Source organism: Bradyrhizobium manausense (genome assembly GCF_018131105.1).
Classification (GTDB): domain Bacteria; phylum Pseudomonadota; class Alphaproteobacteria; order Rhizobiales; family Xanthobacteraceae; genus Bradyrhizobium; species Bradyrhizobium manausense_B.
In genome coordinates this window covers 2,484,791-2,497,066 of record NZ_JAFCJI010000001.1, presented here as the reverse complement: position 1 = coordinate 2,497,066, position 12,276 = coordinate 2,484,791, and the positions used below count along the sequence as shown (strand labels likewise).

The window sequence follows — 12,276 nt, the reverse complement described above, 5'->3', positions numbered from 1 at the left end:
TTGAGGAGAGCCCGCGCGGACGCAGGTTCGACGGAGCAAAATCCATGACGCCTTCCCGTCGTCAATTCATGCAACTTGCGGCGTTGGCTGCCGCGCCACCTCTGCTGTCGGTCCGGGCTGGTGCGGACGCGTACCCCTCGCGTCCGGTTCGGATCATGGTTGGCTTTGCCGCGGGCGGTCCAAATGACATCCTTGCGCGCCTCATCGCGCAATGGTTTTCGGAGCGGCTCGGCCAGCCATTCATCGTCGAGAACCGGCCCGGAGCAGGAAGCAATATCGCCACGGATGCGGTCGTGCATGCGCGTCCCGACGGCTACACCCTCCTGCTGGTAGGGTCCCCCAACGCAATCAATGCGACGCTCTACGAAAATCTTGATTTCAATTTCCTGAGGGATATTGCGCCGGTCGCCAGTCTGATCCGTGGCGCCCTGGTGATGGTGATCCATCCATCGGTCCCCGCCGTCAGCATTCCAGAGTTCGTCGCCTATGCCAAAGCCAATCCCGGGAAACTCGCCTATGGTTCGGGCGGAGTGGGAGGGATCACACATATCGCCGCGGAACTGTTCAAGCAGGAGGCCGGCGGCCTCGATCTTCAACATGTGCCCTATCGGGGTGTGTCGCCCGCGATCACAGGTCTGCTCGGCGGTCAGGTCCAGGTCGTCTTTGCAAACCTGGGAACGTCCATCGGGCACATCGGCAGCGGCAAGCTGCGGGCGCTCGGAATAACGACGGCAGCGCGATCGGATTCAATGCCGGAGGTGCCGGCCATCGGCGAATTCGTGCCCGGTTATGAGGCGAGCTCGTTGTTCGGCATCGGCGCGCCGAGAGCGATGCCTGCCGAGATTATCGACAGGCTCAACATGGAAGCCAACGCTGCGCTGGCCGATCCCGCCTTCAGGATGCGCCTTCGTAGTCTTGATGCTACGGGATTGGGTGGCTCGCCCGCCGACTTCGGCAAGGTCATGGCCGGTGAAACCGAGAAGTGGGCCAAGGTGATGAGCCTCGCGAAGATCAGGCTGGAGTAGCGCGGCGAAGGTTCAGATGACCGCAGCTTCCACACTCCGCATCCCGATCAGGTCGAATGATAGCCACGGCGCGTCAAACAGGGTGTCGGATCCGATATGCGAGGAAAGTTCAGCAAGGTTCGCGCAAAAGGCGGCGGCGTGTTCGATTGCTATCTGGTCGCGCCGGAATCCGACAAGCCGGCTGCTGCCGTTGTGCTTGCGTCCGCCATTCATGGCGTGGATACCGACATGCTCGCCATCGCCGACGAATTCGCGGGATACGGCTTGATTGTCGCTGCGCCGGATCTGTTCTGGCGCTCGATTGCGGGTCCGCTTTCTCGGAACGACTCGCGCGCGACCGAGCGCGCGCAGCCGCGTCTCGAGAAAATCAAAGCCGGCGAAGACGATATGATTGATACCTTGAGGCATCTCGACACACTGCCGCAGTTCAACGGCCAGGCCGCGGTCATGGGATTTTGCTACGGCGGGCCATACGCGATTCTCGGGCCGAAGCGACTTGGCTATGCTGCGGGCATCTGCTGCCACGGATCCCAGATGGATGACTATCTTCCCGAGCTTGTCGGAGTTCGTCAGCGGGTCTGCCTCGTTTGGGGTGACAAGGACCATCGCGCACCGGCCGAAGTACTGCAGGGTTATTGCGATTTGGCGGAGCGCATGGAAAACGTCGAGGTGCACATCTTTCCCGGGGTGCTCCACGGCTACATGATGCGGCGAGGCCCGTCCTTCGATCGGGCGTCGCACGATTTCTCAATGAGGCGCGCCCGAGAAATTCTTGAAGATCTCGGGTCGGCCATTCGTTGAAGCCCAGTCCATTTGGTCCAGGGCTCGCGTCGATCAGGCTGTGGCTGCGCCTTAGTGGGCCGCATCCTAATAGGTGTAGAACATCCGCTGGATTTCCTTGCTGTCGGTTGTCCTGGTCAGCGCCAGCATCAGCAGGATGCGCGCCTTCTGCGGATTGAGCGTGTCCGAGACGATGAAGTCGTGCTCGTCGTCCTTGGCTTCTCCGTTGCGCGCGACGATGCCGTTGCCGACGCGGCTGCTGCGAACGATCGCCACACCCTTCTTGTGGGCCTCGTCGAGCGCCGGCTCGACCGCGGGCCGGGCAAGGCTGCCGTCGCCCACACCGGCATGCACGATCCCCTTGGCTCCTGCGGCGACAAAAGCGTCGACCGCGACCCGGTTCATGTTGGCATAGCCGTAGACGATATCGACTTGCGGCAGTGTATCGAGGTTGGACACGTCGAATTCGGAGTCCGCCGTGTGACGGCGGGTCGATTGACGATAGAAATACGGCTTGTTGCCCTGCATGTAGCCGAGAAAGCCGAGTTCCGGCGTGCGGAAGGTGTCTGCCGTCGAGGTGTTGTTCTTGGTGACCTCGCGCGCCGCGTTGATCTGATCATTGAGAGCGACAAGCACGCCCTTGCCGACAGCCTCTTCGCTGCCTGCGAGGATCACCGCATTGAACAGGTTGATCGGCCCATCCGCGCTGATCGCTGTCGACGGCCGCATCGCGCCGACGATGACGACGGGTTTCTTGCTCTTGACCACGAGATTCAGGAAATAGCTGGTTTCCTCGATGGTATCTGTCCCGTGCGTGATCACGATACCGTCCACGTCGTCCTGCGCGAGAAGCGTGTTGACGCGCTTCGCAAGCTTCAGCCAGTAGTCATTGTTCATGTTCTCGCTGGCGATCTGAAAAACCTGCTCGCCCTTGACGTTGGCGACGGTTTTCAGTTCGGGGACTGCGTTCAGGAGGGTGTCAACGCCGACCGTGGCTGCGGTGTAGCCGACCACGGTGGTGCTGCTCGCCCCGGTGCCGGCGATCGTGCCGCCGGTCGCCAGGACCATGACGTTGGGCAGGCCGACGCCTCTTGCATTCGCGACTTCAACACCGATGAGCAGTGCGAAGAGCAAGCTCATTGCCGCCATGACGTGATCACGCGTTCGAAGTTGCCACATCTCGACCTCCCTTTCCCAGAAGCCTCGTCGATGTGCCCCCAATCCGCCCAGCACTGCATGATCCGCCAGGCCAGGTGTTCTGTCTAGGGTTGTAATGTTCGGGGATGATCTGGAGTAGCTGCTCGGCGCGCGAGGGGAGGCGGCGAAGCTCTCTCTTCATTCGGAGACGAGAACGTGAATGCCCGGGACATCCAGCGCGAAGACGCGCTTCTGCCCGGGCATGACGAGATTGTAGGGCGATTGCTCGCTAAAAGTTGCGAATTCGGAGCGCTTTAGGCGCCCATCTCGCACTTCTTCATGAAACTGTTCTTGGCGGCACCGGCGAGCGGCTTACCGTCGGAGCCGACCGCCTTGGGCATGCAGGCGTCTTCCTTGCATTTCTTCATGAACGAGGTCTTGGCGGCGCCGGCGAGCGCCTTGCCGTCCTTGCCGACGGCCTTGCTCTCGCAGGTGTCGTCCGCAAGGGCCGAGCCCGCTGCAAAGGTGGCAACGATCGCAGCCAGGAAAATCCGCTTCATCATGGGTGTCTCCCTAAACCAAAAAAATTGGCATGCAGATTGGAGCCCGGAATCGCGGCGCAATCAAGCAGCGCATCCGCACGCGGCTCAATTTTTCCAGCGGTCGAGCCGGGCTGCCGCCTTGACGAGGGCATCATTCATGGCGGCCTGATTCCCCGGCGTGGCTTGCCGGCTCGCCGATGGCTCGTCGAAATCATGGGTTGCGCCGGGATAGACCGTGACGTCGATCGGACTGCCCGCCTGCCGCGAGCGATCGGCGACGCGCTGACAGAGCGCCGGCGAAACCTCCTCGTCATCAGCGCCGAGGAACATCGCGATCGGCGTCGTTGTCGAAATGGTCGATGCCAGCAGCGCGGTCTGTCCGCAGCCCGGATAGAACGCGAGAGCGCCGCGATAGCCCGCCTGGTTGCCTTGCTGGCTGCCTTGCCGGATCATCACGTTCAGCGCGGTACTGCCGCCGTTGGACCAGCCTTGCAGATATATCTGGCCGGCGACGACGTCGCGGCGGCCGCGCAAGAAGGCAAGCGCGCCTTCGGCGTCGAGCGGGCGCACATCGGTCTCGTTGACGTCGGCGCGGTCAGGGTCGCCATGGGTGAAGCGGCCAAAGCCATAGGCCTTGCCGCGCGGGCCAAAGCTGTCCGGTAACAGGGCGAGATAGCCACGCGCCGACCAGTACTCGCCCCACATCGCGTGGCGCTTCGACAAGGTGTTCGCGTTGCAGGGCGAGGCGGTGCCGGCGCCGACGAAGGTGCAATCTTCATTGACATTGCTGGAGTAGGGGCCGCCGCGCCCGTGCAGCATGACGATGGCGGGCCAGGGGCCGGCTTTGCTTGGCTGGAACAGATAGCCCGTGAGTGCTGTGCGGCCGTCGCCACTGCGGAAATAGACGGTCTGTGGCGCGGCGAGGGCAGCCGCGACCGACGGCAGCGCGGCCGCCAAGCCGATGAGAATACTGACGAGACAACGCGACACTTCAATCCCGCCCGGTTGCAATGCGATCAGGCCCCGCGGGTCAGCAGGGCCTTGAAATCGGCGCGCGCACGCTTGGCCTCGGCACGAGCGACCTCGGAGGCGTCGCCGAGGCCAAAATAGCCGTGGATCAGGCCGGCGCCCTCATGATGCTTCACGCGTACGCCGGCGGCCTCCAGCGCCTTGGCGTAGGCCGCGCCTTCGTCGCGCAGCGGATCAAACCAGGCGGTGGTCACGATCGCCGGCGCGAGGCCTGCGAGCGAGGTGGCGCGCAGTGGCGAGACCCGCCAGTCGGCAGCGTAATTGACGTCGGCGAGATAATGGCCGGCGAACCATTCCATCACGGCACGGGAGAGGAAGTAACCTTCCGCATTCTCGGCGCGAGACGGAAAGCGCGCATTCTCGCGTGCGTCTGCGTAAGAGCCCACGACGTCGGTGACAGGATAGACCAGCAATTGGGCGGCGAGCTTGATGCCGGCATCGCGGCAGGCGATCGCGGTGGCGGCGGCGAGATTGCCGCCGGCGCTGTCTCCGGCAACACCGAGGCGTTTCGCATCGCCGCCAAATTCCGCGACGCGGTTGAAGATATCGCTGGCGGCGGCGAAAGCGTCCTCGAAGGCGCCGGGAAACCTTGTCTCCGGGGGCCGGCGGTAATCGACGGAGACCACGACCGCGCCGGTCTCTATCGCCAGGTTGCGCGCCTGCCGGTCGTGAGTCTCGACGTCACCTGCGACCCAGCCACCGCCGTGGAAGAACACAACGGTCGGTGCAGGCGCGTTGCCGACCCGGTAAACCCGGGCATTAAGCGGGCCGGCGCCGCCTTTCACCTTGATATCCATTACGGCATCCACGGGCGGCGGCGGCACGGCCGCGCGCGAGTCAGCCAGTGCGCGCAAGGCATCGCGGGCGCTCTGTGGCGTCATCGTTGCGGGATCGCGCAACGGCAGCAGCGGAATGATCTGGGCGATGACGGGATCGAGCGGCGCGGGCATTGGCTGGGTCCTCACAGGGTTCTTGGTCTTGCTTGTCGGCTAGCATAGATTTGGTGCGCCGCATCGGCAACCGCTCGCGCATTGCAATTGCCAGGCGGCGGATGAACGGGCAGGGAGGTCTTTGAGGTGGAATTCGAAACGCTGGTCCAGTCGCGCCGCAGCGTGCGCGGTTTCAAGAACGAGCAGGTGCCGCGCGCGGTGGTCGAGGCGATCATCGACAGCGCCAAGCGCGCACCGTCGTCGATGAACACCCAGCCCTGGCACGTCCATGTGCTCACAGGCCGCCCGCTCGAAGAGCTTCGTCGCCGCAATATGGAAGAGATGGTAGGCGGCGCCAAGGTCAAGCGCGACATCGTCAGCCATGGTGAGTACCAGGGCGTGCATCGAACCCGTCAGGTCGATATCGCCAAGAAGCTGTTCGGCGCAATGGGGATTGCACGCGACGACAAGCCGATGCGGCAGGACTGGGTGCTGCGCGGCTTTCGCCAGTTCGACGCGCCGGTTTCGCTGGTGCTGACCTATGACCGCGTGCTCGATCCCGGTGCGGTCTGTCATTTCGATCTCGGCGCACTCTGTTACGGCATCGTGCTGGCTGCCTGGGACCGCGGGCTCGGCTCTGTGATCAACGGGCAGGGCATCATGCGCTCGGACATCGTACGTGAGGTTGCGAAAATTCCCGAAGACGAGGTCATCATGACCTGCGTCGCGATGGGTTATCCCGACGACAACTTTGCCGCGAATGCCGTTCGTTCGGATCGCGAGGGCAACGACGAATTCGTGCGCTACGTCGGTTTCGCCGAGTGAATGGGAAAGGCCAGAGGAGATTATTCCCTCACGAAATTTTTCGTGCGGACTCCTTGGCGCCTCTTGCAATCTCCACCGTGCAGGAGGAACAATACGCGGACTGAAGGGTTTGTTGCTGGCGCGAGGGAATTGACATGCGGCGGCTGGCTAGCCTGGTTCGACGGTTCTTCGGTCCGCGGATGCGGCGTCCGATCGATGATGATCCCACCCTTCCTTTTGCCCCTGAAGAGTTCAGCAGGCTGATCCGCAGCGGCAAGCACGAGGATATGAAGCTGCTGGCCGAGGGGCTGGCCTGCCGTTCGATCCCGCGCCGCATCAAATACCGGGCGACGCACTAGACGTACCCGTGGCGTCATGATCCGCTCGCTGATCTTGCGCGCGCTCAGCGCGAGAGTGCGACCTCCTTGAAGGCCGTCACCAGCGCCTTCTCCAGCTTTCCCGTCATCCCGCAGAGAATATTATAGGCGTCCGGTCGGGGCATCGTCGGCTTGTAATGCCGATGCTCGATCAGCGCAGCGAAAATGTCCGAGATCGTGAGAATGCGGACGAGATCCTTGATGCTCTCTCCGCAGAACGCATCCGGATAACCGCTCCCGTCGAGATATTCATGATGATGCCGGACGGCATCGAGGATCTCCGGAGACATATTGTCGTGAGATTTCAGAAAATCGTAGCCAGCCGCCGGATGCGTCTCGATCATGGCGCGCTCATCGGGATCGAGGCGGGCCGGCTTGTCCAGGATGGCGAGCGGAATCTGGGCCTTGCCGATGTCATGGAACATCGCTGCCGAATACAGCCGCTCCAGATCGGCGCGCCTGACGCCAAGGCTCAGTCCGAAGTCGATCGCCACCCCGGTGACGAGCAGGCAATGTTGATACGTGCCTTCGTGATGCCGCCGCACGGTGGTGAGCCATTCGGACAGGCCATGCTGGGTGATGCGGTCGGCAATCTTGCGGCCCGCCTCCTTGGTGGCGTCGACGTCGAGCGGCTGGCCGAGGGTGACGGAGGAGAACATCGATGCGATCGCCGTTGCAGCGGTTTCGACGGCGTCGTCCGGTTGCGCTGAGCCCGGAGCGGAATCCGACGACGGCTCGGCTGGATCAGCCAGAGCCGCCAGCAGCTTGACCTTGTTGAGCAGCCCGGGAAGGACAAGCGTCGCGCCGAGTGCATAAGCTTGCGAGATGCAGGCGTGGGAGGAATGATCGACGAGGAAGATCCGCTTCGTCGCCTTGGCCAGCCGCGCGGAGCGCCTCTTGATAGCCGCGATGTTGTCGACGTCGCGCAGCTCGGCGCGGATGACAATGGCAAAAGGCAGTTCCGACAGCTTGGCATCCGCATCGAGCCGTTCGCCCGCGACGGCGAATTGCGGCTCGAGCGCGGCGCAGATGCTCGACAATTTGTGGGAGGAGTCGGCTAGCACATGCACGAAGGGGCGCACCGATTGCGCCGCTCGGGGGCTGCTATCGTTGTTTACAGGGCGGATGATGGTTCGCGCGTTCTGCACGGTGGGCCTGGACTTTATGAGAATTGAACGAGCGTAATGATGCCTTCTGAATTGCCTACTTGGTCTCCGCTGCAGCCGGCTTCGCGTTCGCCGACTTCCTCTTGCCGTCCGCTGTGATGAAGTGAACGCCGGCCATGGTGCCGTCGATCCAGACCAGTTCGCAGCGCCGATAGGCCAGCCCCGTCGACGACAGCACCAGGAAGAACTCCTTGGCTTGCAGCACGTCGAGTGTGCCCTCGACCTCGATCTTGGCACCGGTGTTCGACACGTCGAGCAGCACGCAACTGCGGCGCCAGGTGCCGTCCGAGCCCATCAGATTGACGGGTTGCCGGTGGTCCATTTTGACGCGAGAGTCCTTGCGGCCATCGAATTTCATCGGCTATTCCCCATGCCCGTGCCGCGATGTCCCGGATCGCGCGTGTTTGCGCCTGCTGCGATTTCCCCCCAGCGCACCGTCCACTGGCTGGTCGACAGGAGAACCGTTTCGAAAATATGCTGCGCGCGTTCGCGCTGGGCGAATGAGAGCCGCGCGCCGCCGCGGTTGCTCAGGATCGCCAGCGTGGTCGCCCAGTTCAGGCGCGAGGCCCGGCAGGCCATCACCAGGCCCTCGCAATCCTCGTCGGTCACGACATGCTCGACGATCTCGATCGGAGTTCCTGACAGCACCGACAAGGCGGTGAGCAGATTGGCGGTCTCGCCGCGGATCGCGAAGCGATTCACCGTGGAATCGTTGAGCTTGCCGACGCGGTTGAGCGCAACGATCTCGGGTCTTGCGCCCGCATAGTCCTCCGGGGAGGGCAGCGGCTTCGGCGCAACAGGCGCCGGGCCGGTTGCGGCGCCCTGAGCCGGAGGCAGGACGGAGGCGTTGGGCTTGGCCGCGGGCTTGGGAGCAACCTTGGGCGCAGACGAAGCGGAGAGCAGCTTGCGCAGAACGATGTCCGGGGTGCCCGGCCGGAGCGCGAGCGTCTTCGTGATCTCGTCGTCCGCCGCCCATGTCTCGATGAGCAAGGCGAAAGCCGCGTCGGAGAACTGGGTTCCGCTATTCCTGATCAGGGCGAGGTGGACCGCGCGCGCGCCATGGGCGAGCAGCGAGTCAGCCACGGCTCCTTCGACCCGGTCACGGGCCGAGATCGCGAGCTGATGCGTTTCGCCGCAGGAGGTCGCGACCGCTACGAGGTCGACAGTCGAGAGGGCCTGCGATCTGAGCAGGACTGGGCGCGCGATGGCCGGATCCTCATGGGATGCCAGGTGGCGCAACGTATCTTGCGGTGCAACATTCAATCCCGCGAGCGCCTCGCTCAATTCGATCAGTGCGGCGGGCGCGACCCGTTCCGTCAACCGAAGCAGCACGCGATCGGCGACATTGACCAGCAATTCCTGCGACTTGTCGCTGCCGGATGCGATCAGGCGAACAATGCCCGAGAGGATGCGAGCGCATCGCTCCGGCGAGCAGGTTGCGACCGCTTCTTCCAACTCGACAAGCATATCGGCAGGCGAATTTGCCATCATGGCAGGTGCCTGAAATCCAGAAAAATGAACTAACGAACAGCGTCTATTGCGCGCTAAAGGCGTTAATTTGGATTATACACCTGACGGCTCAGGTATGGCTGCACCGCCAAAGGCGCGGGAAACGATATCGAAATTTGGCGAGCCTTGACGCGCCGGCTTGTCCTTTGGGCGGGACCCTCGCCAACTGTCGGGACAGGTCAGGATGATTCTTTCGGTCTAGCGGGACAGCCGAAAGGGGGGAATCGAAACCGGCACCGTCGCCGGACGCGCATCGATCGATTGCGACGCGCCGTTTCATATTGCCATGAACAGTATTGATGATGCGCCTGGGTGGGCGCCCAAGACATTTCGCTTCTCCGACGCCGATGAATTTCGGAATGCCATACGAGGCCTGAATTTCGAATTCACGCCGCTTGTACGGAGAATTTCGTCCGAGCAGACCATCCTGTCGTTGCCCGGCTGCGACGTGAATTTGACGCGCGCGTTTCCTCGCGTGGTGGACGCACAGCTCGTCGAGAATTGCACGGCGATCGGCTTCACGATGGACGACCTCAACGTGCCCATCCGCTTCAATGGCTCGCAGCGCGCCCGTCCCGTCATCGTCGTTGGCAGCGGCGGAGCCGCTTACACCACGATCGAGGAGGTGCAGCGACAAATTGCCTCGGTGGTGTTCAGGCCGGAGGTGACGGATCGCGGCTGGCCGGGAGCCGCCTCGACCTTCAAGATATTCGAAACGACCGCGGCCGGTTTGAACCGGCTGCGAAGTGTGGTCCGGGAGGTGATGGCTGCCGCCTCGGAACCGGCCGACACGGCATCGATGAGCCTGAAGGCTGCGGCCATGAAGGAATCTCTGCTCGGGGCCGTCGACCAGGCGTTCGACAACGTGGTCCCCGCGCGCTGGACCTTGCGTCCCAACGACGAGCGCAATTTCAGGATTTTCCAGGACATTCGCGCGCTGCTGTCCGACGATCTCGCCCAGCCGATCTACAGCGAGGAGGTCGCGCGCAAGCTCGGCCTGTCCGTCCGAACCTTGCACGACGTCGTTCGCCGCTATCGCGGCATGAGCCTGCATCGTTACCTGCGCCTGCACCGGCTCTGGCTGGTGCGCCAGCGGCTGCTCGCCGGCGCCGAGAGCGTCAAGGCCGTCGCGCTCGCCTTCGGTTTCTGGCATCTGTCCGACTTCTCGCGAAGCTATCGCGACCAGTTCGGCGAGACGCCCTCGCAGACGCTGGAATTCGGGCGAAATCGATAGCGCGGCAGATCGGCTGGGGCCCCGGCGCGCCGTTTCGTGCTAGCCTGCCGCCATGAGCAACCGCATCCTCGTCCTCTACGGTTCCTATCGTTCCGACCGCATGGGCATTCGTCTTGCGAATTTCGTCATCGATCGCCTGCGCGGCCGCGGCGAGGAGGTCGAGTTCATCGACGCCAAGGCGATCGGCCTGCCGATGCTCGACCGCATGTACAAGGAGTATCCCAAGGGTACGGCGCCCGAGGCGCTGGAGAAGCTCGCCGGCCAGATCCGCGGCGCCGACGGTTTTGTCTTCGTCACAGGCGAATATAATTGGGGCATTCAGCCGGGCTTGAAGAACCTTACCGACCATTTCCTCGAGGAGTGGTTCTGGCGACCGGCCGCGATCGTGAGCTATTCCGCCGGCCGCCTGTCCGGCGCGCGCGCCTCGACCGCCTGGCACGGCACACTGTCGGAAGTGGGCATGGTGGTGATCTCGAGCACGATCGGTGTCGGCCCGATCGCGCAGACGCTGTCGGCCGAAAGCCAGCCGATCGGCGAGGGCGGCAAGGCGCTGGAACGGTCGTTCCCGCGCTTCGCCGATGATCTCCTCTGGTGGATCGAGGCGGCGAAGGCGCAACGCGCCCGCAAGGCGCCACCTTACTGAGCGCGTGGCGGGGCCGGCCGCGGTTGCCGGGAATGATCGGCTGGGCTAATCGTTCAGCCTGATGGAATTGTATCGAAATTCGGCATTTCTGCCGCGACTTGAGGCGATGCGTGGATATGCGGCCCTGTCAGTGGTCGCGTTCCATGCCTGCGCGATGTCGTGGGAGACCATTGCTACCGGAATGGCGCCGGTCGTCGTCTTCTTCGTGCTCAGCGGATTCCTGCTCGCCCGGTCGCTCGATCGGGATCCTGATACTTTCACCTTCGTTCGTCACCGGCTGTTCAGGCTGCTGCCGGCCGCAATCGCGACGGTGCTGCTGTTGACGTTGGCTCATCAGAGCTTCGGCTTCTACATGGGCCTAGGGCCGCCTTCGTTCGATCCGCTCAACGTCATCCTCAATGCGCTTCTCATCAAGAGCGACATCAACGGGGTCATGTGGTCGCTGACCGTGGAGTGCGTCGCGGTTCCGGTGATCCTGATGTCCCATGCGCTGCTGAGGCGTCACGGACCGATGCCGGTATGGATCCTGGTCGCCGTTCTCGTCGGGCTCTCGTTCTGGGGCCCCTATGTGCACTTGCTGGACGGCGCCACCAATCTTGCGCCGCTCTACGCCTTCGTCGTCGGCCTGCTGATGCAATCGGGCGGGACCGTGCTCAGCGATGCATCGCAATCGAATTTGCAGCCGTCCCGGGCGACGTTCGTTGCCTCTGCTGCGTTTGCCGTCATGTTCATCGTCGCGATCCGGAAGCAGACCGCGGTCACGATCGCGTTCGAAACGCTTTGCGCGTCTGTGCTGATCTGCCTTGCTGCCTTCGGTCCGCGCACGCTTGCCGTACTGCGGCCGTTCGATCTCGATGTGATCAGGTACTACGGACGTATATCGTACAGCTTCTATCTTCTGCACATGATCGGGCTTGCCATTGCGGCCCGTCTGCTGCCGTTCGACCAGCAGCCGGTTGCGCGCGCGGCGATCCTGTTCCTGGCGGGGGTGTTGATCACGACGCCGGCGGCCTGGCTGATGTGGCGCTTCGTCGAAGTGCCTTTCATCGAGGTTGGTCGCAGGCGGATGGTGACAAAGCCCGCCTGACGCCGCTGATCGCC

Annotated in this window: 14 protein-coding genes; 7 read left to right on the top strand and 7 right to left on the bottom strand. The window is 63.3% G+C overall.

All coding sequences use genetic code 11. The features are described 5' to 3' along the window. Positions 1-44 precede the first annotated feature (44 nt). Both JQ631_RS11840 and JQ631_RS11835 read left to right on the top strand, forming a co-directional pair. The gene (locus JQ631_RS11840; protein ID WP_212326374.1) at positions 45-1,025 is read left to right on the top strand and encodes a tripartite tricarboxylate transporter substrate binding protein; all 981 of its coding nucleotides are present in this window, start codon (positions 45-47) and stop codon (positions 1,023-1,025) included. A gap of 96 nt (positions 1,026-1,121) precedes the next feature. Further along, positions 1,122-1,826 carry a dienelactone hydrolase family protein gene (locus JQ631_RS11835; protein WP_212326372.1) on the top strand — a complete coding sequence of 235 codons (705 nt, stop codon included), beginning with the start codon at positions 1,122-1,124 and terminating at the stop codon, positions 1,824-1,826. Between the two features lie 66 nt (positions 1,827-1,892). Here JQ631_RS11835 and JQ631_RS11830 read toward each other — a convergent pair whose 3' ends face one another. From JQ631_RS11830 to JQ631_RS11815, 4 genes are all read right to left on the bottom strand, one after another. Further along, positions 1,893-2,984 carry a type II asparaginase gene (locus JQ631_RS11830; RefSeq protein WP_212326370.1) on the bottom strand — a complete coding sequence of 364 codons (1,092 nt, stop codon included), beginning with the start codon at positions 2,982-2,984 and terminating at the stop codon, positions 1,893-1,895. Positions 2,985-3,256: 272 nt separating this feature from the next. Then, positions 3,257-3,505: a hypothetical protein gene (locus tag JQ631_RS11825; protein ID WP_212326368.1), complete on the bottom strand. Its 249-nt coding sequence runs from the start codon at positions 3,503-3,505 to the stop codon at positions 3,257-3,259. A gap of 84 nt (positions 3,506-3,589) precedes the next feature. Next, positions 3,590-4,474 carry a dienelactone hydrolase family protein gene (locus JQ631_RS11820; protein ID WP_349644973.1) on the bottom strand — a complete coding sequence of 295 codons (885 nt, stop codon included), beginning with the start codon at positions 4,472-4,474 and terminating at the stop codon, positions 3,590-3,592. A 26-nt stretch (positions 4,475-4,500) separates the two neighbouring features. Continuing rightward, positions 4,501-5,463 carry an alpha/beta hydrolase gene (locus JQ631_RS11815; RefSeq protein ID WP_212326367.1) on the bottom strand — a complete coding sequence of 321 codons (963 nt, stop codon included), beginning with the start codon at positions 5,461-5,463 and terminating at the stop codon, positions 4,501-4,503. Between the two features lie 126 nt (positions 5,464-5,589). Here JQ631_RS11815 and JQ631_RS11810 point away from each other — a divergent pair, with 126 nt between their 5' ends. Both JQ631_RS11810 and JQ631_RS11805 read left to right on the top strand, forming a co-directional pair. Further along, entirely contained in the window at positions 5,590-6,267 is a 678-nt protein-coding gene (locus JQ631_RS11810; RefSeq protein ID WP_212326366.1) for a nitroreductase, read from the top strand. Positions 6,268-6,401: 134 nt separating this feature from the next. Continuing rightward, positions 6,402-6,605, top strand: a complete 204-nt coding sequence (locus JQ631_RS11805) for a hypothetical protein (RefSeq protein WP_212326365.1) — start codon at positions 6,402-6,404, stop codon at positions 6,603-6,605. Positions 6,606-6,649: 44 nt separating this feature from the next. On the opposite strand, the gene JQ631_RS11800 is transcribed toward JQ631_RS11805, so the two are convergent. From JQ631_RS11800 to JQ631_RS11790, 3 genes are read right to left on the bottom strand one after another with little or no spacing between them, the layout of a single operon-like run. Continuing rightward, positions 6,650-7,771, bottom strand: a complete 1,122-nt coding sequence (locus JQ631_RS11800) for an HD-GYP domain-containing protein (RefSeq protein WP_212326364.1) — start codon at positions 7,769-7,771, stop codon at positions 6,650-6,652. Positions 7,772-7,826: 55 nt separating this feature from the next. Further along, complete coding sequence (locus tag JQ631_RS11795; RefSeq protein ID WP_212326363.1) at positions 7,827-8,147, bottom strand: PilZ domain-containing protein; 321 nt, start codon at positions 8,145-8,147, stop codon at positions 7,827-7,829. Beyond that, positions 8,144-9,280 (bottom strand): DUF2336 domain-containing protein, encoded by a 1,137-nt coding sequence (locus JQ631_RS11790; protein ID WP_212326362.1) that lies wholly within the window; start codon positions 9,278-9,280, stop codon positions 8,144-8,146. Before JQ631_RS11790 ends, JQ631_RS11795 begins: the two co-directional genes overlap by 4 nt. Before the next feature lie 304 nt (positions 9,281-9,584). On the opposite strand from JQ631_RS11790, the gene JQ631_RS11785 reads away from it, so the two are divergent. The 3 genes from JQ631_RS11785 to JQ631_RS11775 all read left to right on the top strand — a co-directional run bounded on the left by JQ631_RS11785 (position 9,585) and on the right by JQ631_RS11775 (position 12,262). Beyond that, positions 9,585-10,532, top strand: coding sequence for an AraC family transcriptional regulator (locus JQ631_RS11785; protein ID WP_212326361.1), 948 nt, complete (start codon positions 9,585-9,587; stop codon positions 10,530-10,532). A 52-nt stretch (positions 10,533-10,584) separates the two neighbouring features. Further along, entirely contained in the window at positions 10,585-11,175 is a 591-nt protein-coding gene (locus tag JQ631_RS11780) for an NADPH-dependent FMN reductase (RefSeq protein WP_212326359.1), read from the top strand. Positions 11,176-11,281: 106 nt separating this feature from the next. Beyond that, entirely contained in the window at positions 11,282-12,262 is a 981-nt protein-coding gene (locus JQ631_RS11775) for an acyltransferase family protein (RefSeq protein ID WP_212326357.1), read from the top strand. Positions 12,263-12,276: the final 14 nt, after the last annotated feature.

What these genes read in the sequence shown, in the direction of transcription:
- JQ631_RS11840 (WP_212326374.1), top strand. Translation starts at nt 45, where the DNA reads ATGACGCCTTCCCGTCGTCAATTCATGCAACTTGCGGCGTTGGCTGCC.
- JQ631_RS11835 (WP_212326372.1), top strand. Translation starts at nt 1,122, where the DNA reads ATGCGAGGAAAGTTCAGCAAGGTTCGCGCAAAAGGCGGCGGCGTGTTC.
- JQ631_RS11830 (WP_212326370.1), bottom strand. Translation starts at nt 2,984, where the DNA reads ATGTGGCAACTTCGAACGCGTGATCACGTCATGGCGGCAATGAGCTTG.
- JQ631_RS11825 (WP_212326368.1), bottom strand. Translation starts at nt 3,505, where the DNA reads ATGATGAAGCGGATTTTCCTGGCTGCGATCGTTGCCACCTTTGCAGCG.
- JQ631_RS11815 (WP_212326367.1), bottom strand. Translation starts at nt 5,463, where the DNA reads ATGCCCGCGCCGCTCGATCCCGTCATCGCCCAGATCATTCCGCTGCTG.
- JQ631_RS11805 (WP_212326365.1), top strand. Translation starts at nt 6,402, where the DNA reads ATGCGGCGGCTGGCTAGCCTGGTTCGACGGTTCTTCGGTCCGCGGATG.
- JQ631_RS11795 (WP_212326363.1), bottom strand. Translation starts at nt 8,147, where the DNA reads ATGAAATTCGATGGCCGCAAGGACTCTCGCGTCAAAATGGACCACCGG.
- JQ631_RS11790 (WP_212326362.1), bottom strand. Translation starts at nt 9,280, where the DNA reads ATGATGGCAAATTCGCCTGCCGATATGCTTGTCGAGTTGGAAGAAGCG.
- JQ631_RS11785 (WP_212326361.1), top strand. Translation starts at nt 9,585, where the DNA reads ATGAACAGTATTGATGATGCGCCTGGGTGGGCGCCCAAGACATTTCGC.
- JQ631_RS11780 (WP_212326359.1), top strand. Translation starts at nt 10,585, where the DNA reads ATGAGCAACCGCATCCTCGTCCTCTACGGTTCCTATCGTTCCGACCGC.
- JQ631_RS11775 (WP_212326357.1), top strand. Translation starts at nt 11,282, where the DNA reads ATGCGTGGATATGCGGCCCTGTCAGTGGTCGCGTTCCATGCCTGCGCG.